26 protein-coding genes are annotated in these 24,277 nt (G+C 69.6%); 7 read left to right on the top strand and 19 right to left on the bottom strand.

Annotated features, from left to right (window positions below; genetic code table 11):
• Positions 1-39: 39 nt before the first annotated feature.
• The 12 genes from BLR68_RS08735 to thyX form a co-directional block, all read right to left on the bottom strand.
• Positions 40-762: a regulatory protein RecX gene (locus BLR68_RS08735; protein ID WP_018187208.1), complete on the bottom strand. Its 723-nt coding sequence runs from the start codon at positions 760-762 to the stop codon at positions 40-42.
• Positions 763-764: 2 nt separating this feature from the next.
• Positions 765-1,823 carry a recombinase RecA gene (gene recA / locus BLR68_RS08740; RefSeq protein ID WP_018187207.1) on the bottom strand — a complete coding sequence of 353 codons (1,059 nt, stop codon included), beginning with the start codon at positions 1,821-1,823 and terminating at the stop codon, positions 765-767.
• 227 nt (positions 1,824-2,050) lie between these two features.
• Positions 2,051-2,272, bottom strand: a complete 222-nt coding sequence (locus tag BLR68_RS08745; RefSeq protein ID WP_018187206.1) for a DUF3046 domain-containing protein — start codon at positions 2,270-2,272, stop codon at positions 2,051-2,053.
• A 7-nt stretch (positions 2,273-2,279) separates the two neighbouring features.
• The gene (locus BLR68_RS08750) at positions 2,280-2,600 is read right to left on the bottom strand and encodes a helix-turn-helix domain-containing protein (protein ID WP_018187205.1); all 321 of its coding nucleotides are present in this window, start codon (positions 2,598-2,600) and stop codon (positions 2,280-2,282) included.
• 149 nt (positions 2,601-2,749) lie between these two features.
• Positions 2,750-3,286 (bottom strand): CinA family protein, encoded by a 537-nt coding sequence (locus tag BLR68_RS08755; RefSeq protein WP_018187204.1) that lies wholly within the window; start codon positions 3,284-3,286, stop codon positions 2,750-2,752.
• Entirely contained in the window at positions 3,286-3,852 is a 567-nt protein-coding gene (pgsA, locus tag BLR68_RS08760) for a CDP-diacylglycerol--glycerol-3-phosphate 3-phosphatidyltransferase (RefSeq protein WP_018187203.1), read from the bottom strand. The genes BLR68_RS08755 and pgsA overlap by 1 nt, the downstream gene beginning before the upstream one ends.
• Positions 3,853-3,883: 31 nt before the next feature.
• Positions 3,884-6,592 carry a DNA translocase FtsK gene (locus tag BLR68_RS08765; protein ID WP_018187202.1) on the bottom strand — a complete coding sequence of 903 codons (2,709 nt, stop codon included), beginning with the start codon at positions 6,590-6,592 and terminating at the stop codon, positions 3,884-3,886.
• A gap of 66 nt (positions 6,593-6,658) precedes the next feature.
• A complete protein-coding gene (locus tag BLR68_RS08770; RefSeq protein WP_018187201.1) occupies positions 6,659-7,150 on the bottom strand; it encodes a GNAT family N-acetyltransferase in 492 nt (163 codons plus the stop codon).
• Between the two features lie 21 nt (positions 7,151-7,171).
• Positions 7,172-8,848, bottom strand: a complete 1,677-nt coding sequence (locus tag BLR68_RS08775) for a ribonuclease J (RefSeq protein ID WP_026302895.1) — start codon at positions 8,846-8,848, stop codon at positions 7,172-7,174.
• Positions 8,845-9,822 carry a 4-hydroxy-tetrahydrodipicolinate synthase gene (gene dapA, locus BLR68_RS08780; protein ID WP_018187199.1) on the bottom strand — a complete coding sequence of 326 codons (978 nt, stop codon included), beginning with the start codon at positions 9,820-9,822 and terminating at the stop codon, positions 8,845-8,847. Before dapA ends, BLR68_RS08775 begins: the two co-directional genes overlap by 4 nt.
• A gap of 124 nt (positions 9,823-9,946) precedes the next feature.
• A complete protein-coding gene (locus tag BLR68_RS08785; protein ID WP_018187198.1) occupies positions 9,947-10,699 on the bottom strand; it encodes an SDR family NAD(P)-dependent oxidoreductase in 753 nt (250 codons plus the stop codon).
• A gap of 27 nt (positions 10,700-10,726) precedes the next feature.
• Positions 10,727-11,470: an FAD-dependent thymidylate synthase gene (gene thyX / locus BLR68_RS08790; protein WP_018187197.1), complete on the bottom strand. Its 744-nt coding sequence runs from the start codon at positions 11,468-11,470 to the stop codon at positions 10,727-10,729.
• Positions 11,471-11,553: 83 nt separating this feature from the next.
• Here thyX and BLR68_RS08795 point away from each other — a divergent pair, with 83 nt between their 5' ends.
• From BLR68_RS08795 to BLR68_RS08810, 4 genes are all read left to right on the top strand, one after another.
• Positions 11,554-11,991 (top strand): TlpA family protein disulfide reductase, encoded by a 438-nt coding sequence (locus BLR68_RS08795; protein ID WP_018187196.1) that lies wholly within the window; start codon positions 11,554-11,556, stop codon positions 11,989-11,991.
• Positions 11,984-12,550: a DUF4395 domain-containing protein gene (locus BLR68_RS08800; RefSeq protein ID WP_018187195.1), complete on the top strand. Its 567-nt coding sequence runs from the start codon at positions 11,984-11,986 to the stop codon at positions 12,548-12,550. The genes BLR68_RS08795 and BLR68_RS08800 overlap by 8 nt, the downstream gene beginning before the upstream one ends.
• 94 nt (positions 12,551-12,644) lie before the next feature.
• Positions 12,645-13,070, top strand: a complete 426-nt coding sequence (locus tag BLR68_RS08805; RefSeq protein WP_018187194.1) for an OsmC family peroxiredoxin — start codon at positions 12,645-12,647, stop codon at positions 13,068-13,070.
• The gene (locus BLR68_RS08810) at positions 13,063-13,953 is read left to right on the top strand and encodes a TIGR01777 family oxidoreductase (protein ID WP_018187193.1); all 891 of its coding nucleotides are present in this window, start codon (positions 13,063-13,065) and stop codon (positions 13,951-13,953) included. The genes BLR68_RS08805 and BLR68_RS08810 overlap by 8 nt, the downstream gene beginning before the upstream one ends.
• 17 nt (positions 13,954-13,970) lie before the next feature.
• Here BLR68_RS08810 and BLR68_RS08815 read toward each other — a convergent pair whose 3' ends face one another.
• The 6 genes from BLR68_RS08815 to BLR68_RS08840 all read right to left on the bottom strand — a co-directional run bounded on the left by BLR68_RS08815 (position 13,971) and on the right by BLR68_RS08840 (position 20,226).
• A complete protein-coding gene (locus BLR68_RS08815) occupies positions 13,971-14,420 on the bottom strand; it encodes a tetratricopeptide repeat protein (protein WP_018187192.1) in 450 nt (149 codons plus the stop codon).
• Positions 14,417-15,229, bottom strand: coding sequence for a 4-hydroxy-tetrahydrodipicolinate reductase (gene dapB / locus BLR68_RS08820; protein ID WP_018187191.1), 813 nt, complete (start codon positions 15,227-15,229; stop codon positions 14,417-14,419). The genes BLR68_RS08815 and dapB overlap by 4 nt, the downstream gene beginning before the upstream one ends.
• A 9-nt stretch (positions 15,230-15,238) precedes the next feature.
• Positions 15,239-16,060 carry a sulfite exporter TauE/SafE family protein gene (locus BLR68_RS08825; RefSeq protein WP_018187190.1) on the bottom strand — a complete coding sequence of 274 codons (822 nt, stop codon included), beginning with the start codon at positions 16,058-16,060 and terminating at the stop codon, positions 15,239-15,241.
• A 1-nt stretch (position 16,061) separates the two neighbouring features.
• The gene (locus BLR68_RS08830; RefSeq protein ID WP_026302894.1) at positions 16,062-16,661 is read right to left on the bottom strand and encodes a histidine phosphatase family protein; all 600 of its coding nucleotides are present in this window, start codon (positions 16,659-16,661) and stop codon (positions 16,062-16,064) included.
• Positions 16,662-16,726: 65 nt separating this feature from the next.
• Positions 16,727-17,746, bottom strand: coding sequence for an aldo/keto reductase (locus BLR68_RS08835; RefSeq protein WP_018187188.1), 1,020 nt, complete (start codon positions 17,744-17,746; stop codon positions 16,727-16,729).
• Positions 17,747-17,961: 215 nt separating this feature from the next.
• Positions 17,962-20,226 carry a polyribonucleotide nucleotidyltransferase gene (locus tag BLR68_RS08840; protein WP_018187187.1) on the bottom strand — a complete coding sequence of 755 codons (2,265 nt, stop codon included), beginning with the start codon at positions 20,224-20,226 and terminating at the stop codon, positions 17,962-17,964.
• A 296-nt stretch (positions 20,227-20,522) separates the two neighbouring features.
• On the opposite strand from BLR68_RS08840, the gene BLR68_RS08845 reads away from it, so the two are divergent.
• Complete coding sequence (locus BLR68_RS08845) at positions 20,523-20,705, top strand: DUF5302 domain-containing protein (protein WP_018187186.1); 183 nt, start codon at positions 20,523-20,525, stop codon at positions 20,703-20,705.
• A 62-nt stretch (positions 20,706-20,767) separates the two neighbouring features.
• Here the strand turns inward: BLR68_RS08845 and BLR68_RS08850 are convergent, their stop codons facing one another.
• On the bottom strand, positions 20,768-22,207 hold the full coding sequence (locus tag BLR68_RS08850) for a C4-dicarboxylate transporter DctA (RefSeq protein WP_018187185.1): 1,440 nt from the start codon (positions 22,205-22,207) through the stop codon (positions 20,768-20,770).
• Positions 22,208-22,332: 125 nt separating this feature from the next.
• On the opposite strand from BLR68_RS08850, the gene BLR68_RS08855 reads away from it, so the two are divergent.
• Both BLR68_RS08855 and BLR68_RS08860 read left to right on the top strand, forming a co-directional pair.
• Positions 22,333-23,598: a sensor histidine kinase gene (locus BLR68_RS08855; protein WP_018187184.1), complete on the top strand. Its 1,266-nt coding sequence runs from the start codon at positions 22,333-22,335 to the stop codon at positions 23,596-23,598.
• On the top strand, positions 23,595-24,275 hold the full coding sequence (locus BLR68_RS08860; protein ID WP_018187183.1) for a response regulator: 681 nt from the start codon (positions 23,595-23,597) through the stop codon (positions 24,273-24,275). Before BLR68_RS08855 ends, BLR68_RS08860 begins: the two co-directional genes overlap by 4 nt.
• The last annotated feature ends 2 nt before the right edge of the window (positions 24,276-24,277 follow it).

Genomic DNA, 24,277 nt, shown 5'->3' on the forward strand with positions numbered 1-24,277 from the left:
CGCGCGTAGGGCGAGTCTGTCAGATGGACGCAACCGTGGTCACGGTTCGAAGCGAACCCCATGCCGCGGGGGTGCGCTCGCCTCGTCGAGCGCACGACGCGCCACCGACAGGGCGACGGAGCCGTACCCGCGCCGGGCCAACTGACCGGCGAGGCGCCGGAGGGCCGTATCGCGATCGAGCCCTTCGAGCCCCCGCGCCTTGGACCGTGCGAACTCGAGAGCCCTCTCGGCCTCATCGTCGGGAAGTTGATCGAGCGCCTCGTCGATCACGTCGCGAGGGATGCCGCGCTGCGCCAGGCCCTGCGCGATCGCCATGCGACCCTGCGCCTTGCGGGACGTCGCTTTGTCGATCAGCTGCTCGGCGAGGGCGGCGTCGTCGAGGTACCCGAGCGAGACGAACCGATCGATGATGCCCTCGAGCTCGGCCTCGTCGAGATCGTGCTCGCGGAGCACCGACCGCGCCTCGCGAAGTGAGAGGGATCGCGTCCGGAGCTTGCGCAGGAGGATCCGCTCAGCCACGGCTGCGGGCGCATCCTGACCCGCCGGAGCCACGACGGGCACGGTGCCCGTCGCCGGGTGAGCGGCACGGGCCGCGGACCTCTCGGATGCCGCACGCTCGGCGATCCACGTCGCATGCCACGGCTGCGGATCATCGCCGTTTCCGGTGACCTCGCCCGCGTCGGTCGGGGCCTCCGTCCGGCGTCCGAAGAGCGGGATGACGGGGGCGAGCGAGTCCCGCTCGCCCCCGTTCGAATCCGTCATGATCAGGCCGGGCGGCGAGCCGTCAGCTCGTCCGACACCGCGGCATCCTCGGCGACGGCCTTCGGCTGACCGATGCCGAGCTTCTGCTTGATCTTGTTCTCGATCTCGGCAGCCACGTCGGTGTTCTTCAGCAGGAAGTTGCGCGAGTTCTCTTTGCCCTGGCCGAGCTGCTCACCCTCGTACGTGTACCAGGCACCCGACTTCTTCACGATGCCGTGCTCGACACCGAAGTCGATGAGGCTTCCCTCTCGCGAGATCCCGACGCCGTAGAGGATGTCGAACTCGGCCTGCTTGAAGGGCGGCGCCATCTTGTTCTTGACGACCTTCACGCGGGTGCGGTTACCGACCGCCTCGGACCCGTCCTTCAGGGTCTCGATACGGCGGATGTCCAGTCGCACCGAGGCGTAGAACTTGAGCGCCTTACCACCGGCGGTGGTCTCGGGCGACCCGAAGAACACGCCGATCTTCTCGCGGAGCTGGTTGATGAAGATCGCCGTGGTCTTCGTCTGGTTCAGACCACCGGTGATCTTGCGGAGCGCCTGCGACATCAGGCGGGCCTGGAGACCGACATGGGAGTCACCCATCTCACCCTTGATCTCGGCCTCGGGGACGAGAGCGGCGACGGAGTCGATGACGACCAGGTCGATGGCACCGGAGCGGATCAGCATGTCGGCGATCTCGAGCGCCTGCTCACCGGTGTCGGGCTGCGAGACGAGGAGGGCATCGATGTCGACGCCCAGCTTCTCGGCGTAGCCGGGATCCAGCGCGTGCTCGGCGTCGATGAAGGCGGCGATACCGCCGGCCCGCTGCGTGTTTGCGATGGCGTGGAGCGTGAGGGTCGTCTTACCGGAGGACTCGGGACCGTAGATCTCGACGACGCGGCCGCGAGGGATGCCGCCGATACCGAGGGCGACGTCGAGGGCGATCGATCCGGTCGGGATGACCTCGACCGGCGCGCGCTCGTCGCTTCCGAGTCGCATGATCGACCCCTTGCCGAACTGGCGGTCGATCTGGGCGAGGGCCGATTCGAGGGCCTTCTCGCGGTCTGCGGGTGAGGGCATGTCGTACTCCTTGATACTCGCGATTCCGTCGCCCGTAGGCTGTCGCGCTCCTCACCGACGGATCGGATGCTGCGACAGGGCGTGGGTGTCATCTGACGACATTCACGTTAGGAGGGGGCTCCGACATCGCTGCCGGATCCGGCCCTTACGTGAACGACGTCTCTACGACACCCGTTGTGCAGGAGACTACGCCCGCATCGAACGCATCTTCGATACGACACGCCGACTCACCGGCGTGGATCGAGCCTTCCGGCCCCGTAACGGCGGTCCACGGGCACGTCCGTCTCGGCGCACAGGGCATACCAGACATCACGCGGAGCGACACCTGCGGCCAAGGCCTCGCGGGCAGTCCGATTGTCGACACCGGTCAGCACCAGGTCCGAGACGAGGGACGCGCCTCCCGATCCGAACTCGTCGGCGACGGCGCGATCGAATTCGCTGTGACGCATCGAGCGGTCAGCGCAGCGACAGCTCGGGGGCCGGGACCTCGTCGCCCAGGGAGGCGAGGTCGTCGGGAACGACGTCGGAGAGGGAATGCAGTCCCTCGAGCACCGAGATCCGCTCGCCGACCTCGCGCATGATCGCGGAGATCGGGACGTCGAGGGCCTCGGCCACGGCGGCGAGGATCTCGCTCGAGGCTTCCTTCTGACCGCGCTCGACCTCGCTGAGGTACCCGAGGGCGACGCTCGCCTTGCCGGAGACCTGTCGGAGGGTGTGACCCTTCTGCAGCCGGAAGTCGCGGAGGACGTCACCGATCTCTTGACGAACCAGGATCATGCGTGGGCCCTCCCTCAGCTGCGATCCACCGAATCCCTTGCGGGGGAACCACGGTACAACACGTTGGATGTCACCCTAGACCCCGCGTGCTGGGGAATGAGTGGGAATCACCGAGTCGTAACGCGCTCGGAACAAGGCCTATTCCCGGCTCAGAGCGCTTCCACCGCGAGGGCGATCGCACGGGCCGCTGCGGCCGTCCGGATCTCGTCCCGATCGCCCTCGAGCGCGAGGGACTCGACCCGTGAACCGAGCGGGGTCGACACGGCGATGTGGACCGTGCCGACGGGCTGGCCGTCCGAGGAGACCGGTCCGGCGATCCCGGTCGTGGCGATCCCCACGTCGGCAGGCTCGCCCTCGCCGACGACACGACGGATGCCGTCCGCCATCTGACGTGCGACACGGGGGTGGACCGGCCCGTGCGCCTCGAGGAGGGTGCCGTCCACGCCGAGCAGCCGCTCCTTCAGATCCGTGGCGTACGCGACGATCGCCCCGCGGAACACCGAGGACGCCCCCGGGACGGACACGACGGATGCCGCGACCAGACCCCCGGTCAGCGACTCGGCGACGCCCAGCGTCCAGCCCAGTTCCCCGAGCCGTTCGACCAGTCGCTCCGAGTCCGAACGAGGACCGCGGGACACCGCGGTCTCCTCGAGCTCCTCCGGCAGCTCGCTGACGGTGCGGCGCATCATGCTCGGCGCGACGTGCGGGAACGGATGGCCGTGACGACGTAGTCGAGACCACTCGCAACGGTCAGCAGGACGGCGATCGTCATCGTCACCGTATTGACGACGTGGATCCACTCCCCCACGACCGTCCACAAGGGCAGGAGGGCGAGGGAGAGGGCGACGGCCTGGGCGACGGTCTTGAGCTTGCCCATCCACGCAGCCGCCACGACGTGGTCCGTCGCGACCACGAGGCGATGGACGGTGATGCCCAGTTCGCGCACCAGCACCAGCACGACCACCCACGGCGGGAGTTCACCGAGGATCGAGAGGACCACGAACGCGGCGCCGGTGAGCACCTTGTCGGCGATGGGGTCGAGCAGCTTGCCCAGATCCGTGACGATCTCATAGCGACGCGCGAGGTAGCCGTCGATCCCGTCGGTCGCGATCGCGACGATGAACAGGACGCCTGCCCACCAACGGAGCGCGCCGTCCGATCCGCCGTCGGCGAGCAGAAGCCAGACGAACACGGGTGCGCAGAGGATGCGCACGATCGTGATGGCGTTGGGCAGCTGCCTCGGAATCGTCACGTCTTGAGCCTACCGAGCCCCGCAGCCGACGTCAGTCGCGGCCGGTGAGACCCCAGGCATCCTCATCGCCCTCGGACTCGACGACCTCGTAACCCTCGAACTGCTCCGTCACCGCGTCCGGCCCGTAAGGGTCGGTCGCGACGGCCGCAGCCGCAGGGGCGGCGGCGGGCGCGGCATCCTCCGGCGGCTCCTCTCCGCGCAGGCGCGCGAGGACGGCGGGGAGCTCGTCGGGCGTCACAAGGACGTCACGGGCCTTCGAGCCCTCGGAAGGGCCGACGATCTCGCGCGCCTCGAGGAGGTCCATGAGGCGTCCGGCCTTGGCGAAGCCGACCCGGAGCTTGCGCTGCAGCATCGAGGTCGAGCCGAACTGAGTCGTGATGATCTGCTCGGCAGCCGCCAGGAGGAGCTCGAGGTCGTCACCGATGTCGGCGTCGATCTCCTTCTTCTCGATGACCGCTTCGACATCCTTGCGGTACTCGGGACGCGCCTGGTTCTTGACGTGGTTGACGACCTTCTCGATCTCCTTCTCGGCCACCCAGGCACCCTGCACGCGGACCGCCTTCGAGGCACCCATCGGCAGGAAGAGCCCGTCGCCCTGACCGATCAGGCGATCGGCTCCGGGCTGATCGAGGATGACGCGCGAGTCGGTGACACTCGTCACCGCGAAGGCCAGACGCGAGGGCACGTTCGCCTTGATGAGACCGGTGACGACGTCGACCGAGGGACGCTGCGTCGCCAGGACGAGGTGGATGCCGGAGGCACGGGCGAGCTGCGTGATGCGGACGATCGAGTCCTCGACGTCGCGGGGCGCGACCATCATGAGGTCGGCGAGCTCGTCGACGACCACGAGGAGGTACGGGTAGGGCTTCAGGACGCGCTCACTGCCCGCGGGGAGCTGGATCTCGTTGGCGACGACCGCCCTGTTGAAGTCGTCGATGTGGCGGAAGCCGAACGACGCGAGGTCGTCGTACCGCATGTCCATCTCCTTCACGACCCACTGCAGCGCCTCGGCCGCCTTCTTGGGGTTCGTGATGATCGGCGTGATGAGGTGTGGCACCCCGGCGTACGACGTGAGCTCGACGCGCTTCGGGTCGATGAGGACCATGCGGACGTCCGACGGCTTCGCCCGCATCAGAAGGCTCGTGATCATGGAGTTCACGAAGCTCGACTTACCCGAGCCGGTGGAGCCGGCGACGAGCAGGTGGGGCATCTTCGCGAGGTTGGCGACGACGTACCCGCCGCCGACGTCCTTGCCGATGCCGATCGTCATGGGATGCGTCGCCTGCTGCGCGTTCGGCGAGCGGAGGACGTCGCCGAGGGTGACGATCTCGCGGTCGGTGTTCGGGATCTCGACGCCGATGGCGCTCTTGCCGGGGATCGGCGCGAGGATGCGGACCTCGTTCGAGGCGACGGCGTAGGCGATGTTGTTCGTGAGCGCCGTGATGCGCTCGACCTTGACCCCCGAGCCGAGCGAGATCTCGTACTGCGTCACGGTCGGGCCGCGGGAGAACCCGGTCACCTTGGCGTCGATGGAGAACTGCTCGAAGACACCCATGATCGCGCGGACCATGGCGTCGTTGGCCTCGGAGCGCGCCTTGTGGGGCGTCCCCGCCGCGAGCGCGTCAGCGGAGGGCAGGCGGTAGTCGGCGGCATCCGGATCGACGGAGTCGAGGTTCGCGGCCACGAAATCGGGCAGCGGCGGAACCGGCGGCGCCTCGGGCACGGCGTCGCGCTTGCGGCCGGGCGTGCGGGGAGCGGCGGGCGCGATGATCTCGGTGACCGCGTCGGGCATGACCTCGGGGGTCGGCGTCGTGACGGGGTTGTCGAAGCTGCCGTCACCGCTCGCCTCGAGGAGGGCCGTGAGGTCGTCCGCTCCGAGGCCGCCGTCGGCGTCCTCCTCACGGCCGGACTTGTTGCGGCGCCACCACGGCAGGGAATCGCTCTCGTCCTCGGGAGCGTCGAACGCGACCGTCGGGCCGGTCTGTCCCTTCGCCGGGGCGGCGTCGGGATCGGGCCGCTCGGCGTCGAACATCCAGGCGTAGAGGTCGCCCAGGCGACGCCCGATGCGGTTGGGCGGCGTCTTGGTCAGGATGAGCACGCTCAGCAGGGCGAGCAGGCCCATGACGATTCCGGCGCCCACCTCGGTCAGCACCGTCAGGGGCTCACCGATCGCCCAGCCGAACAGTCCACCCGCGGCGCTCAACGCCATCAGACCCTCGCTGGGCTTCGGCCGGTCGGCCACGACGTGGCAGAAACCGGCCACCGCCAGGATGAACAGCCCGGCACCGATGCCGATGCGCCCGTTGTCGTGGACGGACGGCGGATGCCGGAACAGCCACCCGGCCAGGATCAGCAGGATGACGGGGAAGATGAAGGCCTCGCGGCCGATGAGCGCGCCGACCGAGTAGGCGCTGATGTTCGTCCCGACCTCGGTACCGATGAGGAACCACTCCACGACGGCACCGGCGACGGCCATGAGCACCAGGAGGAACGGGAACCCGTCGCGGCGCTGATCCTTCTCGAGGGACTCGGATCCGAACGCCCGGAACATGCCGCCCGCGATGTGCGCGAGGCCCAGCCACGCGCGGACGACGATCGGCGGCCGATCGGCGTCATCGACGTAGTGGCGCGGTGCGGGTTCGGCCTTGCGGCGGGGGGCCGGATCGGCCTTCTTCGCGCGCGCCGAGGAGCCCGACGCGGACGCGCGGGGTTTGCTGGTCGGACTGCTACTCCTGGGCATACTCTCCACGGTAAGCCGCGGGACCGACATGTCCCAGGATTGACGCGACCCCGCGACCGTCGGGACTCAAGAGAGGCGCTTGATCATGGTGTCGCGCCCGAATCCGCTGCGGGTCACCGCGAACCCCTCCGAGCGATAGAGGACCTGCGCGAAATTACCTCGCTCGACGGAGAGGCAGATGCGCGCGCGGCCCTCGGCTCGAGCGGCCTCGCACAGCCGGCGCAGCAGAGTGCGACCGACGCCGTGCGAGCGCCAGAGCGCCTTCACCCCGATGATGAGCTCGGGCACCCCGGTCCCCACGTAGCCGAATCCGGGATCGGTCCGAGGGAGGGTGCGGTACCAGGCCGCGCCGATCAGTTCCGACCCGGCGACGGCGACGAAACCGACGTCCCCCGGGCGCATCCATCCGGCGAGGTACCGACCGTGATCGGGATCGGCCAGGATCTCATGCCGCGGTCGCGGGGCGCCGGCTCGCCAGTTGGCGGCCTCGACGACCATGTCGCCGAGGAACACGCCGTCCGCCTGCGTGGCAGGACGAAGCGACCACGACTCGGGCATGCCCGAATGCTAGCGCCCGGGTCAGGCCTCGATCACCATCGGGACGATCATCGGACGGCGACGCAGCGACTGGTTCACCCAGCGGCCGATCGTACGACGGACGACCTGCTGCAGGGCGTGCGGGTCGCGGACGCCCGACTGGGCGGCTTCGGTCAGCGCCTGGGCGATCTTCGGCTTCACCGAATCGAACACGGCGTCGTCCTCCGCGACTCCGCGCGCGTGGATCTCAGGCCCCGTGACGATGCGGCCGGTCGCGGCATCCACCACCACGATGACGGAGATGAAGCCCTCCTCACCGAGGATGCGGCGGTCCTTGAGGTCGGCATCCGTGATCTCGCCGACCGATGATCCGTCGACGTAGACGAAGCCCAGGTCGAGCTGACCGACGACCGTCGCGACGCCGTCCTTGAGGTCGATGACCGTACCGTTCTCGGCGATGATCGTGTTGGCCGCGGGGACGCCGCTGTCCTGGGCGAGCTTCGCGTTCGCCATCAGGTGCCGGTACTCGCCGTGGACGGGGAGCACGTTCTTCGGCTTCAGGATGTTGTAGCAGTAGAGCAGCTCGCCCGCGGCGGCGTGGCCCGAGACGTGGACCTTCGCATTCGCCTTATGGACGACGTTGGCGCCGAGCTTCGTCAGGCCGTCGATCACGCGGTACACCGCGTTCTCGTTGCCCGGGATGAGGCTCGACGCGAGGATGACGGTGTCGCCCTCCCCCGGCTCGATCGCGTGGTCGAGGTTGGCCATGCGGGACAGGACCGCCATGGGCTCTCCCTGCGACCCGGTGGACATGTAGACGATGCGGTCGTCGGGCAGGTCCTTGGCCTTCTTGTAGTCGATCAGCACACCGTCGGGCACGTGCAGGTACCCCAGCTGCTCGGCGATCGTCATGTTCCGGACCATCGAGCGGCCGAGGAACGCGACGCGGCGACCGTGCGCGGCGGCCGCGTCGATGACCTGCTGGACGCGGTGGATGTGGCTCGAGAAGCTCGCGACGATGACGCGACGCGGCGCCTTGCCGATGACCTGGTCGAGCACCGGGCCGATCGCCCGCTCGAGCGGGGTGAACCCGGGCACGTCCGCGTTCGTCGAGTCGACGAGGAACATGTCGACGCCCTCTTCGCCGAGACGCGCGAAGGCGCGGAGGTCCGTGAGGCGGCCGTCGAGCGGCAGCTGATCCATCTTGAAGTCACCGGTTGCCAGCACGAGTCCGGCAGGGGTGCGGATGCCGACGGCGAGCGCATCGGGGATGGAGTGGTTCACCGCGACGAACTCGAGGTCGAACGGTCCGACCTGCTCGCGCTGCCCCTCCTTCACCGTCAGCGTGTAGGGCTTGATCCGGTGTTCCTTGAGCTTCGCCTCGACGAGCGCGAGGGTCAGCTGCGAACCGATGAGGGGGATGTCGCCCTTGCGCTTGAGCAGGTACGGGACCGCACCGATGTGGTCCTCGTGGCCGTGCGTGAGGACGACGCCGACGATGTCGTCGAGGCGTCCGCGGATCGCCTCGAAGTCCGGGAGGATCAGGTCGACGCCGGGCTGGTGCTCCTCGGGGAAGAGCACGCCGCAGTCGACGATCAGCAGCTTGCCGTCGAACTCGAAGACGGTCATGTTGCGACCGATCTCACCGAGTCCGCCGACGGGGGTCACCCGGAGCGTTCCGGGAGCGAGCTTGGCGGGGGCGGAGACGGTATTTGTCATCGAGTGGTTCCATGCACCTTCGGAAGGGCGCCGCCGGCAGCGGCATTGCGATCAGGTCGGAAGTTGGAGAAGTCGGCGCCCTCGATGTCCTTCACGAGGTCGAGCTCGTCCTCGATGAGGGCGGCCTCCCACTCTTCGGGTCCTACGAGCGGCAAGCGCACGCGCGGACTCGAGATGCGGCCGAGGCCGTGAAGGATGTACTTGGCGCTGACCGTCCCCGGGACGTGCGTCATGACGGCACGGACGAGCGGTTCGAGCTTCTGGTGGGCGGCGGTCGCCGTCGTGAGGTCTCCCCGGTTGACGGCATCCACGATGGCCCGGTACGGAGCCGACGTGATGTTCGCCGTGACACCGATGAGACCGGCGGCCCCGATCGACAGGTGCGGGAGGACGTTCGCGTCGTCGCCGGAGAAGTAGAGCAGGTCCGTCTGGTTGAGGACCCGGCTGACCTCGCTGAAGTCGCCCTTGGCGTCCTTCACCGCGAGGATGTTCGGGTGCTTGGCGAGGCGGAGGATCGTCTCGTACTTGATGGGCACGCCGGTGCGACCGGGGATGTCGTAGAGGATCACCGGCAGGTCGGTGGCGTCCGCGACGAGTCGGAAGTGGGTCAGGATGCCGGCCTGGGTCGGCTTGTTGTAGTACGGCGTGACGATCATGATGCCGTCCGCGCCGGCCTTCTCGCTCGCCTTGTAGAGCTCGATCGCGTGCGCGGTCTCGTTGGAACCGCCGCCCGTGATGATCTTCGCGCGGCCGGAGGAGACGGATTTGCCGACCTCGACGAGCTTGAGCTTCTCGGCATCCGTCAGCGTGCTGGTCTCACCGGTCGTGCCGGTCACGACGATGCCGTCGGCACCGCCGGTGATGACGTCGTCGATGTGCTTCTCTACGGCCGGCCAATCGACCTCGCCGTCGGCCGTCATCGGAGTGACGAGCGCGACGAGCACCTGACCGAACGGATTGGCGGAGTGCGTCATGGTTCCCAGGGTACCGGTCGGGGTCCGTCGGCCGCGTCGTGGGTTCGTTGGGGGTGGGTGGCGGGGCGGTCGCGGGGCGACCGGTATCGCAGAGGCGAGTCGCGCGGCGGAGCGGTCTTCCGCGTCAGCGGCCGCGGGAGGCGGCGGCGACCACGAGGCGATCGGGCAGCAGCCGCGACACGGCGACGAGCATCTTGTACCGGAGTGACGGGATGCTGACGGCCCGGCCGCGCGCGGCCTCCTTCAGCGACGCGCGCACCACCTGCGGGGCGGTCAGCCACATCCAGCCGGCGACCCCCTCCTCCCCCGGCGGCAGGCCGAGTCGCTCGTGGAAGTTGGTGTGGACGTAGCCGGGACAGACCGCCGTGACGGTCACTCCCCTCGGGGCGTAGACCGCGTTCGCCCACCGGCTGAAGCTGACGACCCAGGCCTTCGCCGCGCCGTAGGTGCCACGCGGGACGAGGGCGGCGACCGAGGCGATGTTCAGGATGCGGCCGCGTCCTCGCGCGAGCATGCCCGGCAGGGCGGCCCGCGTCAGCCTCATCGTGACCTCGACGTGCAGTTCGAGGTGCCGGGCCTCGTCTTCGATGTCGCCCGAGGCGAACCCGAGCGAGAGCCCGTACCCAGCGCTGTTGACGAGAAGGTCGACGCCCTGCTCGAGTCGCTCCTCGACGAGCCGTCGCTGAGCGGGGTCCAGCAGGTCCGCGACGAGGATCTCGGCACGTCCACCGCGGCCTTCGATCTCGTCGGCCAGGACCTGCAGGGCGCCGCGGTCCCGGGCGACGAGGACGACGTCGGCGCCGCGCGCCGCCAGCTGGCGGGCGTACTCCGCTCCGATACCGGAGCTCGCTCCCGTGACGAGTGCAGTGCGGGTCATGCGCGTCAGCCTAGGACGCGCCGGAGGTCAGGGGGCGACGCGACCGTTCGCGTTGAAGGCGGCGTACGTGAGCGGCATGAGTTCGCGCCACACGTTCTCCATCTTCTCGGCGCACATCTCGATCTCGCGCTGCGGGAACGACGGGAAGTGCGTACCCTCGCGCATCGTGCGCAGCGACAGGAAGTTCATGAGCGACCGGGCGTTCACCGTGACGTACATCGACGACATGATGTTGAGCGGCAGGACGATGCGGGCGACTTCACGCGCGACGCCGGCATCCAGCATCCGCTGGTAGCTGTCGAAGGCGGCGATGGATGCCTCGCGCGTCTCGCGGGCAACGAGCTCGACCTGCTCCTCGGAACCGGGGAGGAACTGGTACGCGCCGGGCTTGCCGACCTGGACGAGGTTCCGCTCGGGCGCGGGGACGTAGAACACGGGACGGAGCTCGCGGTAGCGGCCCGACTCCTCGTTGTAGGACGCCATCCGGTGCCGCATGAACTCGCGGAAGACGAAGATCGGCGCCTGCACGTAGAAGGTCATCGAGTTGTGCTCGAACGGCGAGCCGTGCCGATCGCGCATCAGGTAGTTGATGAGGCCGCGGTCGCGGGCGGTCGCCTCGGAGCCGTCGGCGGCCGAAGCGAGGGTCTGCTCGCCCTGCGTCGACACGCGCGCCGCGAACAGCACGTCACTGTCCGCTGCCGACGAGCGCACCAGCTCGACCGTGACATCGCTGCGGAACTCGATCTCGGGGCTCTCGGGGCGCTCACTCACGGCTCACACACTACCCGCCGGGGCCGTCACGAACGACGCGGGGCGAACCGCACCACAGCGCGCAGGACTACTGTGGAGCGGTCATGGAACTCCTCCCCGCCATCCTCGTGCTGACCGCGCTCCTCGTGGTCACCATCGGCATCGGTCTGACCCTGCGGTGGCGGCAGAACCGGCCCCGTCCCTTCGACCCGCGCGAGATCGTCGAACCGACCCGTCTCGGGGCCGAACGACTCGGCGAGACGGCGACGCTGCTGCAGTTCAGCACCGAGATGTGCAGCCGGTGCCCCGGCGTCCACCGCACGCTCCGCGAGATCGCCGACGACCGCGACGGCGTCCTGCACCTGAACGTCGACCTCACGCTCCGCGTCGACATCGCCCAGCACTTCCGCGTCCTGCAGACGCCCACGACACTGATCCTCGACAAGGACGGCATGGTGCGCTCCCGCTTCGGCGGTGTCCCGGGCCGCCATGTCGTCGAGATGGAGCTCGACCGCGTGACGGCGGGAGCCGATCGTGGCTGAGGTGCGAGGGATCGACCCCCGAGGCCCGCGCTTCGCGGCATCCGTCACCGCAGTGTTGCTCCTGGTCGCGACGCTGCTGGCTCTCGTGGGCATCTCTACCCAGGGCTCCGCGTCGTTCGGTTGGTTCGCCTACCAGCCCGTCGGGGACTTCGCCTTCGTCGCGGGGAGGGCCTGGGCGATCGAGATGGCTCCGGTCGGAGCCCGCGTCGCAGACCCCGGCTTCCTCGCCGTCCTCGTCATCGCGCTCCTGTTCCTCTGGGGCGTCGTCTCGCCGCGCACCGCACCGTGGGGCGTGCTCTACCGGCGGGCGATCCAGCCGCGCCTCGCTCCCCCGACCGACCTCGAGGATCCCCGCCCGCCCCGCTTCGCGCAGGGCGTCGGTCTGTTCGTGACGACCGTGGGCCTCGCCCTGCACGTGCTCGGCGTCCCGCTCGCCCTCCCCATCGCGGCGGCGCTCGCCTTCATGGCTGCGTTCCTGAACGCGGCGTTCGGCCTGTGCCTCGGATGCCAGTTGTGGCTCCTCCTGCAGCGCGTCGGTCTCGTCGGCCGCACCGCCTGACGGTCGGCTCGCTCCGCGTCAAGTCATATCCCGCTCTGAACCGCGAGGCATATGCTCGGCAGCGATCGGTCACGACCACGACAGAGGAGACACCATGAGCGTCACGAGCGAAGCCACCACCAGCTGGAAGGGCACCCTGTTCGAAGGGTCGGGCGAAGTCGCCCTGGAGAGCTCCAACCAGGGACCGCTTCCCGTGAACTGGAAGGCGCGCAGCGAGGGATCGACCTCGGTGACGACCCCCGAGGAACTGATCGCCGCGGCCCACTCGTCGTGCTTCAGCATGGCCCTCTCGAATGCCCTGGCCGAGAACGGCACCCCTCCCGAGAGCGTCGAGACGACGGCATCCGTGACCTTCATCCCCGGGACCGGCATCACCGGCTCGCACCTGAACGTCAGCGCCACCGTCCCCGGCCTGTCGGCGGAGGACTTCGACCGCATCGCGAACGAGGCGAAGACGGGATGCCCCGTCTCGGCCGCTCTGTCGGGCATCGAGATCACGCTCGAGGCGACGCTTGCCTGAGCGCCGCGTCGTCGTCTCGGGCGCGTCCGGCCTGATCGGACGCGCCCTCATCGACTCCCTCGTCGCCGACGGCTACACCGTCACGCGGCTCGTCCGGCACCCCGCGCAGGGACCGGATGAGGTGACCTGGGCGCCCGGCGAGAAGCCGCTCGATCCCGCCGTGCTCGCCTGTGCGGAGGCCGTCGTCAACTTCAACGGGGCGACCATCGGACGCTTCCCGTGGACGGCCTCGTACAAGAAGCAGCTGGTCTGGTCGCGTCTGCGCCCGACGCAGACGCTCGCCCGCGCACTGCGGGAGCTCGGAGACGACGCGCCGCTGTTCGTCAGCTCATCGGCGTCGGGGTACTACCCGCCCGACGGCCATGGGCGCACGTTCGACGAGTCCGGTCCGCGGGGCGACGCGTTCCTGTCCGAACTCTGCGGCGAGTGGGAAGCTGCCGCCGTCGCGTCGGGTGCGCGCACCGCGCTCCTGCGCACCGCTCCGGTCGTGCACCGCGAGGGTGTGCTGAAGCCGCTCATGATGCTCACCAAGCTCGGTTTGTCGGGGCCGCTCGGCCGCGGGACCCAGGTGTGGCCGTGGATCTCGCTCGATGACGAGATCCGCGGCATCCGTCACGTCATGGACCACGGCATCACGGGACCCGTGAACCTGACCGGGCCCGAGCGTGCCACGGCGAACGACCTCGGGTTCGCGCTCGCCCGTCGCCTGAACCGGCCCTACCTGCTGCGCGCACCCCTGTGGGCGATCCGGCTCGTCCTGGGCAAGGACGCCGTCGACGCGCTGCTCGCGACGGACTCGCACGTCGTGCCTGCGGTCCTCCTCGAATCAGGGTTCGAGTTCCACCACCCGACCGTCGAGGACGCCGTGGCCGCGGCCGTCTGAGGCCGCACGGCGCTTCGTCAGCGGCGGCGCTCGGCGCGCTCGTGCGAGATCGCGGTACGGATCGCGCCGCGGGCGCGCCGACGGTCGCCGGCTCCGTCGTAGAGGAGCCCGAGCCGGTACCAGGCACGCCAGTCAGCCGGGTCGGCCTCGACGGCGTCGCGGTAGGCGGGGAAGAGGGCGTCGACCTCGGCCTGGACGGGCCTGCCGCTGGGGCGGAGCGTGAGCTCCTCCGCGGGCAGGGCGCCCTCGGCTTCGAGTCGCCGCCCCAGGCGCTCCGCTCCGGCACCGAAACTCAGCTCTCGCCACAGGGCCCAGATGGCGACGACGGGCAGCAGCACGAGAGCGACACCCATGGCGATGCCGACCGGATCACCGCTGGCCACGAGCAGCACCGCGCGCTGACCGACCAGGTAGATGTAGAGGGCGAGGGTGACGGCGACGATCGCGACGCCGATCCGGGTCCTCATCGGGCGGTCGCCGCTGCGGCCTGGTCAGAGGCGTCGCCGTCGGCGACGGGCGCGGTGCGGGCGGGCTGCGGCATCCGGATGCCGATGTCGATCATCGAGTCGAGCCCCACGACGACGCCGGACGCGTCCCGCGCCGCCGCGAGGGCGACACGGATGCCGGGGGCATAGGCCGCGGCGGGGTCGATCGTGTCGTGGACGATCATGAGGGACTCCCCCGGTCCCGACAGAATCGTCTCCTGCCGAGCGACGACCCCCGGACGGCGCAGGGAGTGCACGGGGATGCTCGCGATCTGCTGGCCGCGGGCGCGCTGGTCGACGTGCGGTGCCTCGACGGGGCCGGCCTCGGAGCGGGCGGCGGCGATCAGCTCCGCGGTGCGGACGGCGGTGCCGCTCGGGGAGTCCACCTTCGTCTCGCGGTGGGTCTCGACGATCTCGATCGAGGGGAAGAACGGGGCGGATGCCGCGGCGAGAGCCGACCCGATGACGGAACCGAGCGAGAAGTTGGGGATGAAGACCGCGCCGGTGCCCGCGGCATCCACCAGGGGACGGACGAGGGCGATGCGCTCGGCCGACCAGCCGGAGGTCCCGACGAGGACGTTCTTGCCCCGCTCGATCGCGGCGCGGACGACGTCGATCGACACGGCGGGGGTCGACGCGTCGACGACGAGGTCGGCGGCGTCCAACTCGGCCAGGTCACTGGCGGAGCCGAGCACGGCGACCGTCTCGAAACCCTCCGTCGCGGCGATGACCCCGGCGATGATGCTGCCGAGCTTGCCGGTCCCGCCCACCAGGGCCACGCGCGTCGTCATGCGTCCAGCCTAGGCGGGGAGGACGGCGGCGACCGTGTCCCACGCGAGCTTCACGACCAGCAGACCCAGGACGACGAGGAAGACGATCCTCACGAATCCGTTGCCGCCGCGGGTCGCCATCCTCGCACCGATGAACCCGCCCGTGATGTTCGCGCACGCCATGACGAGACCGAGCACCAGGATGATCTCGCCGTGGACTCCGTAGACGATCAGCGCGGCGAGGTTCGTCGTGAGGTTCGCGATCTTCGCGTTGACACTCGCCTGCAGGAAGCCGAAGCCGAGCACCCCGACGAGGAGGATCACGAAGAACGAGCCGGTTCCGGGTCCCAGGATGCCGTCGTAGAACCCCACGCCGAGTCCGATGACTCCCGAGCGCCAGACGATTGCACGACGCTCGGCATGCCGAGGCTCGTGATGCAGGCCCATCCGGGGACGCAGGAGCGTGTAGACGCCGACCGCCACGACGGCGACGAGGACGAGCGGGGTCAGGACCTCGCGCGGGACGTACCTCGACAGCGCAGCGCCGACGGCAGACCCCGCGAAGGCGCCGACGACGAGCGGGATCAGGAGGACGAGGTGGACCTTCACCCGCCGCAGATAGACCCAGCTGGCCGACAGCGTCCCGAAGAACGAGCTCAGCTTGTTCGTTCCGAGGATGAAGGGGGTCGCGACGTCCTTCGGTACGCCGATGACCAGCGCCGGCAACTGGATGAGGCCGCCGCCGCCCACGACGGCGTCGACCCAGCCGGCGACTCCGGCAGCGACCACGAGGAACAGCAGCGCGCTCGCGGAGACGGGGAGCCAGTCGGCGAGCAGAGGACCGGTCAGCACCTCACACCGAGAGGATGTCGGGAAGGCCCGTCCGCAGCTCCACGGGGAGGTGTGCCAGGTCGTTGTGGGACACGAGCGACCAGGGGCGCCCCGGCCGCTGCGCGAGAACGGTCAAGCCGCAGTGGGCCTGGTTGATCGTCAGCCAGCGCCACTCGGGCGCCTGCAGGACCTCGCGGACGAACCAGGCGATCACGAAGTTGTGGGTGATGAGCAACTCGTGCGCGTGGGGACGGTGCGCGAGGAACTCCGCCCCGGCATCCGCCATCTGCGCGGATCCCGCGTCGGCCTCGGCCTCGGTGACGCCGCCGAAGAACGGCTCGTAGACGTGCGGGGTGTCGGGCGTCATGCCGCTCGGCACGCAGTCGAAGAGGAGGGCCGTGGGCTCGGGGTCGACGGCCGGTAGCCGCTCGGCGACGGCTCGCGCGGTCTCGGCGGCGCGCAGCAACGGCGAGTGCCAGACGGCCGTGAGGGGGACCCCCGAGAGGCGGTCGGCGAGGAGCTCCGCTTGACGACGTCCTCGCGGGGACAGCGGTCCGTCAGCGAGGCCGTGTTCGGCGTCGAGGTGTTCGCCGTGCCGCACCAGGTACAGATAGTGCGTCACGTGATTGCTCGCTTCGTCGGGGTGCACCGCGGGCTCCCCGGGCTCACTTCCACCCTAAACCAGCCTCAATCCGTCGCCCGTGCGATCTCGGCGAGGTGTGCGCGACTGAGGTGCACTCCGACGCCTTGGACGAGTTCGTCGACGTGCGAGACGGCGTAGGCGTTCACGATCGGGGCGGCGACGATGCGCTGCGCGAGAAGCCAGGCGATCGCGACGGCGGCCGGGGGGACGGTAAGCTCCCCCGCGATCCGATCCAGCGCGCGGAGCGTGCGCGCGCCGCGCCGGTTCATGCTGGCGGCGAGTTGGCGCCCGCGCACCGACCCTCCGACGCGGTCGCGCTCGCGGTGCACGCCCGAGAGGTACCCGTGCTCGAGTGCCTGCGAGGGCGTCACCGCGATGCCCTGGGCTCCGGCGACGAGGCGGAGGTCACCGTCGAACTCGTCGCGCCGTAGCACGTTGTAGGGAACGTCGAGCACGGTGAACCGGGGGTAGCCCGCAGCCGAGAGGATCCGAGCCTCCACGAGCTGGGTCGCGCGGTACCCGGCCGCTCCGATGGCCCGCACCTTGCCGGACTCGACGAGCCACTCGGCCGTCGCCAAGGTGTCCTCGAGCAGCGTCTTGCGATCGGCGGTGCCGTCGAGCGACAGGACGTCGATCCGATCCGTCCCGAGCCGGATGAGGGACGACTCGACGGCGCGCACGAGGTTGACGGGTCCGAGCCCGGGGTTGTCGGCGCCGCGTCCGACGCGGACCGAGAGGACGACGTCGTCGCGGTTGCGCCGCCCGGCCATCCATCGCCCGATGACGTGCTCGCTGCGACCGGCGGCGTAGCTGTCGGAGGTGTGGACCGCGTTGCCGCCGCGCTCGACGTAGCGATCGAGGATCGCGTGGGCGGCGGCGATGTCGACGTGCCAGCCGAACTCGGCTCCGCCGAGGATGAGCGGGAACACGGAGAAGGCCGTCTCCCCCAACGGCACGCGGATCGCGCGCCCCACGGGTGCCCCGTGGACCGGGAGCGGACCGGAGGGGTGGGTACCGGGCGTCACCGTCGGCGACGTCTGATCCGCCGTCTCGTACGCTGCCATACCCGTCTCCTCGCGGAGCGCTCGGGGGTTTCACGTGCCCACGCACCCTCGGATGCGCTCACTCCGAGGGTAGAACAGCCCTCCGACACGGCGCGTCTGCAGGCACGACGGCGGGTGACGTTTCCATAACGGTTCGCGCACGTGCGGCCGACGAATGCCCAGGGAACGGCGAACGCCCGCCCTCCGAAGAGGACGGGCGTTCGTCAGAGCGTGGCTCAGGCCTCGGCGGGTGCCTCTGCCGGCGCGTCGCCGGCCGGAGCCGACTCCTCGACGACGGGCTCGAGCGAGAGCTTTCCGCGGTCATCGATTTTCGTGATGCGCACGAGGATCTTCTGGCCGACACCGAGGACGTCTTCGACGTTCTCGACGCGCTTGCCACCGGCGAGCTTGCGGACCTCGCTGACGTGCAGCAGGCCGTCCTTGCCGGGAAGGAGCGAGACGAACGCACCGAAGGTCGCGATCTTGACGACCGTGCCCAGGAACTGCTCGCCCACCTCGGGGTTGGTCGGGTTGGCGATCGCGTTGACCTGTGCGCGGGCGGCCTCGGCCGAGGGTCCGTCGACAGCGCCGATATACACGGTGCCGTCGTCCTCGATCGAGATCTGAGCGCCGGTCTCGTCCTGGATCGCGTTGATCGTCTTGCCCTTGGGGCCGATCAGCTCACCGATCTTGTCGACGGGGATCTGGACGCTGATGACGCGGGGCGCGGTGGGCGCCATCTCGTCGGGCGCGTCGATCGCCGAGTTCAGGACGTTCAGGATCGTGAGGCGAGCCTCCTTGGCCTGGGTCAGCGCGGCGGCGAGCACCGACGACGGGATGCCGTCGAGCTTCGTGTCGAGCTGGATCGCCGTGATGAACTCGCTCGTTCCGGCGACCTTGAAGTCCATGTCGCCGAGCGCGTCTTCGGCACCGAGGATGTCGGTCAGCGCGGCGTAGCGCGTCTGTCCGTCGACCTCGTCGGAGACGAGACCCATCGCGATACCGGCGACGGGGGCGCGCAGCGGCACACCCGCGTTCAGCAGCGAGAGGGTCGAGGCGCAGACCGAGCCCATCGAGGTCGAGCCGTTCGAGCTCAGCGCCTCGGAGACCTGACGGATCGCGTACGGGAACTCCTCGCGGCTGGGCAGCACCGGCACGAGGGCGCGCTCGGCGAGGAAGCCGTGCCCGATCTCGCGACGCTTAGGGCTGCCGACACGGCCGGTCTCACCGGTCGAGTAGGGCGGGAAGTTGTAGTGGTGCATGTAGCGCTTGCTCGTCGTGGGCGACAGCGAGTCGATCTGCTGCTCCATCTTGAGCATGTTCAGCGTGGTGACACCCATGATCTGGGTCTCGCCGCGCTGGAAGACCGCCGAGCCGTGGACGCGCGGGATGACCTGCACCTCGGCGTCGAGCGGACGGATGTCAGCGAGGCCACGACCGTCCATGCGGACGCCCTCGGCGAGGATGCGACCGCGGACGACGATCTTGGTGACCGACTTGTATGCGGCCGAGAACTCGAGCGGCGCACCGGCGGGGAGCTCCTCCGCCTCGACGGCGGCGATCAGCTCGGCCTTGACGCGGTCCTTGACCTTGTCGTCGGCAGCCTGACGCTCCTGCTTGTCAGCGATCTGGTACACGTTCACCAGGTCGTCGTACGCGCGGCCGGCGACGAAGTCGTAGACCTCGGAGCTGTACGGCGCGAAGACCGGGTAGACGCCGGGCTCGCGCGACGAGGACGCGGCCATCTGAGCCTGCGCCTCGACGAGCTGCTTGAGGAACGGCTTGGCGGCCTCGAGGCCACCGGCGACGATCTCTTCGCTCGGCTTGACGGCGCCGCCCTTGATGAGGTTCCAGCTGTTCTCGGTGGCTTCGGCCTCGACCATCATGATCGCGACGTCGCCGTCGGGGAGGACGCGACCGGCGACCATGAGGTCGAAGACGGCTTCCTCGACCTGGGCCTGGTTCGGGAACGCGACCCACTGGTCGGCGTGCTCGCCGTGGCCGGGGATGAGCGCGAGGCGCACGCCGGCGATCGGGCCCGAGAACGGCAGACCGGAGATCTGCGTCGACGCGGACGCTGCGTTGATCGCGAGGGCGTCGTAGTACTCGCCGGGTGCGATCGAGAGGACCGTGACGACGATCTGGACCTCGTTGCGGAGGCCGTCGACGAACGACGGGCGCAGCGGCCGGTCGATGAGGCGGCAGACGAGGATCGCCTCGGTGGAGGGACGGCCCTCGCGACGGAAGAACGAACCGGGGATCTTGCCTGCTGCGTACGAACGCTCTTCGACGTCGACGGTCAGCGGGAAGAAGTCGAAGCCCTCACGGGGGTGCTTGCCGGCGCTGGTGGCCGACAGGAGCATGGTTTCTTCGTCGAGGTAAGCGGCAACGGCGCCCTGCGCCTGCTGTGCCAGTCGTCCGGTCTCGAACCGGACCGTGCGGGTGCCGAAACGGCCGTTGTCGAGAACGGCTTCGGCGGCGGTGATTTCTGGACCTTCCAAGAGGTCTCTCCTTCTTTGTTTAGACTCGCACGCGCGTTTCGCGCACGAGATCATGCGAAGGAACAGGAACAGGCAGATATGGGCGCGCGGAGACATCCGCGAAGTCCGCCTGCGCTGGCCACCAGTCGAAGACCACCATCCGCCGGAAACGGGATGGGAATCCACCACAGGGGACCAGCTTCCTGCCGGGCCTGCTCCATGAGCTCACTGTGAAGTTGAGCGGATGCCGCGATGAGAACCGCGGGCAACCCGACCCAGCCTAACAGCGGACCCCCTTCTGTGCGTATCGTGGCGGGATGAGCGACGACGAGAAGACCGCGGACGCGGCATCCGATGACATGAAGCGGAAGTTCCGCGAGGCGCTCGAGAAGAAGAACTCGCGGAGCCGTCAGGGTGAAGCCCACCTCGACGGAGACTCCTCGGTGCACGGGACGCACGGCGCCGTCACCAAGCGCGAGTTCCGACGCAAGAGCGGCTGACCCCGAACGGACGAAGGCCCGGATGCCGAGTGGCGTCCGGGCCTTCGTCGTACGGTCGCGTATCAGCTGCCGAGCTCGGCGCGACGTGCGCGCGCCCGGTCCTCCTTGGCCTCCGCCTCGGCGAGCGCCGCGTCGTTCAGACCCGAGGTGTCGACGGCACCGGTGTCGTCGGAGACCCCGTGGGCCGTCAGCGTCGCCTCGTCGAACGGGCGACGACCGGCGAGGACCGCCGCCACCTGCTCGCGGTCGATCTGCTTCGTCCACGTGCCGATGAGGAGCGTGGCGACGGCGTTCCCGGTGAAGTTGGTCAGCGCACGACCCTCGGACATGAACCGGTCGATCCCGACGATGACGCCGACGCCGTCGACCAGGTCGGGACGGTAGGCCTGCAGGCCGCCGGCGAGGGTCGCGAGACCCGCTCCGGTGACGCCCGCCGCACCCTTCGAGGCGATGATCATGAAGACGAGGAGGCCGATCTGCTCGGGGATGGACATGGGGGCGCCGAGACCGGTCGCGATGAACAGCGAGGCCATCGTCAGGTAGATCGCGGTGCCGTCGAGGTTGAACGAGTAGCCGGTGGGCACCGTGATGCCGACGACGGGCTTGGAGACGCCGAGGTGCTCCATCTTGGCGATGAGGCGCGGCAGGGCCGACTCGCTCGAGGACGTGCCGACGATGAGGAGGTACTCGCGCCCGAGGTACTTCATGACCTGGAAGATGTTGACCCGGGCGACGGCGTACAGGATCGTGCCGAGCACGCCCACGATGAACACGATGCACGTGATGTAGAACGCGATCATCAGGATGCCGAGGCTCACGATCGCCGCGAACCCGGTCTTGCCGACGACGGCGGCGATGGCCCCGAAGGCGCCGATCGGGGCGAGCCAGAGGATCATGCCGAGGATGCGGAACACGAGGGCCTGGAGGTGCTTGACCGCGGTCATGATGGGCTCGGCCTTCGCGCCCATCTTCTGCAGGGCGAAGCCGACCAGCAGCGCGATGAAGAGCACCTGCAGCACGCTCTCGCCGGTGAAGGCGGAGAAGAACGTCGTCGGGATGATCCCGAGGATGAACTCGGTCGTGGTCTTCGCCTCGGTCGCGTCGCCCGCGTCGTACTGGGCGTTCTGCATGTTCAGGCCCTCACCCGGGTGGATGATGTTGCCCACGATGAGACCGATGGCGAGTGCGAACGTCGACATCGCCATGAAGTACAGCAGGGCGAGGCCGCCGATGCGACCGACCGTCGCCGCCTTCGCGATCGATCCGACGCCCACGACGATCGTGCAGAAGATGATCGGCGCGATCATCATCTTGATCAGGTTCACGAACGCCTTGCCGACCGGCTCGAGGGACTCCCCGAAAGCGGGCCAGATGAGGCCGACGACGCAGCCGAGGATCACGGCGATGATGACCGAGATGTAGAGCCACGTGTGCTTGTCCCACGCCTGCTTGCCCCTGCGCGGGTTGTATCCGGGAAGCCGGAACGAGGATGTGAGGGCCATGATCTCTCCTGGGTGACAGTCGTTGTCGGAGTCGACGGCGGTGTCGACGAGGATCAGCGTGCCGGGTGTGCACGCGCCCCGGCAGTTGTGGTCGTATTGGTCGCAGAGCGGCGAGAGGAGGCGATGTGGCCCGTTCCGGCGCCGCGAGCGCGGCATCCCGCGTGTTCCTGGCCGTCGCGGCGGCCGTCGTCGTCCTGTCTCTGGCGATCGCGGGCATCCTCCTCTGGGAGGGGCAGCGTGCCGCCCGGGCCGAGGCGGAGCGCGTCACTCGTGCCGTCGCCGAGACGATCGCCGACAGCACCGGGGTCGCCGATGCCCTCGCGCGCGGCGACCGCGCCGCCGCGACGCGCCTCCTGCAGCCCGAGATCCAGGCGGTCACGGCGGATGCCGACGTCGATTTCGTCACGATCATGGACCCGGCCGGCATCCGCATCACCCACCCGGACCCGGCGCGCATCGGTGAGGCCTACATCGGGACGATCCCGACCGGCACCGCATCGCTCACCGAGGAGTTCACCGGCACGCTCGGACCCTCGGTCCGAACGATCGTGCCCGTCCTGTCCGAGGGCGGGGTCGTCGGACGGGTATCGGTCGGCGTCACGATCGGCTCGATCACCGAGGCCCTCGGGCCCCGCGTCCTCGTCGCCGTCGCGATCGCCGTCGTCCTGGCAGCGGCGGGACTCGCGGGGGCTCTCCTCGCCCGACGCGCGACGCGGCGGGTCGCCGGCGACCTGCCGGCGGGGGCCGTCCGCGATGCTGTCTCGTCGTACGAATCGATGAGGACCCTCGGCGAGGCGCTCCGGTCGCAGACGCACGAGCACGGCAACCGGCTGCACACCGCGATCGCGCTGCTCGAGCTCGGGCGCACGCGCGAGGCGATCGGCATCCTCTCGGAGGACGCACGGCAGAGTCAGCTCCTCGTCGACCAGGTCGCCGCCCGCCGCGAGGGCGATCCCACCGTCGGCGCGCTCCTGCTCGGCAAGGCGTCGCAGGCGGGCGAGCGCGGCGTCGAATGGCGGGCCCGCATCGACGCCGATGCCCCACGCTCGGTCCTTTCCCCCGTCGACGCCGTCTCGGTCGTCGGCAACCTGATCGACAACGCACTGGATGCCGCGGCATCCGGTCCCGCTCCTCGGTGGGTCGACGTGAAGATGACGCGGACGACCGAGGACGAACTGGCCCTGGAGGTCGCCGACAGCGGAGCCGGGATCCCGGCCGAGATCGTCGACCGCATCTTCGAGCACGGGTTCTCGACGAAACCCGCGGGCGCCGCGGGGCGCGGCGTCGGGCTCGCCCTGGTCCGTGCCATCGTCGACGAGGCCGAGGGGACGATCTCCCTGCGGTCCGACCCCACCACCTTCCGCGTGATCCTTCCTCGGCGGGACGCATGATCGGTGTCCTGATCGTCGACGACGACGCCCTCACCCTCGAGCTCCACCGCCGGTACGTCGAGCGGCTGGACGGCTTCGAGGTCGTCGCCGAAGCCACCGGGGCGCGCGCGGCGGTCGCTGCCCTGCTCGACAGCCCGAGGGCGCCGGAGATCGACCTCGTGCTCCTGGACATGACGATGCCGGACGGGTCTGGCCTCGACGTCCTCCGCCACCTGCGCGCGCATACGGGGACCGTCGACGTGATCGCCATCACCTCGGTGCGGGAGGCGGACGTCGTACGGCAGGTGATCGCTCTCGGCGCCGCGCAGTACCTCGTGAAGCCCTTCACCTTCGGCGACTTCCAGGAGCGGATGCGGCAGTACCTCCGCTTCCGCGAGCAGGTGATGCAGTCCGCCGGCGCGGCGACGCAGGCCGAGATCGACGCGATGCTGGGGGCTCTGCGCACCTCGCCCGCCCCCACCCTGCCCAAGGGGCTCTCGGCTGACACGTTCGACCGCGTGAGCGCCATGCTGCGGACCGGACCCGTCTCCGCACGGGAGGCAGCTGATCGGCTCGGGATGTCGCGGGTCGCCGCGCGGCGTTACCTCGAGCACCTGGCCGACGCCGGACGCGCCGAGCGGGCGCAGCGCTACGGGACGCCGGGGCGTCCCGAGACCGAGTACCGCTGGGCCCGATGAGC

Origin of the sequence: Microbacterium sp. 77mftsu3.1 (assembly GCF_900100525.1) — a bacterium.
In the GTDB taxonomy this organism is placed as follows: Bacteria; Actinomycetota; Actinomycetes; order Actinomycetales; family Microbacteriaceae; genus Microbacterium; species Microbacterium aquilitoris.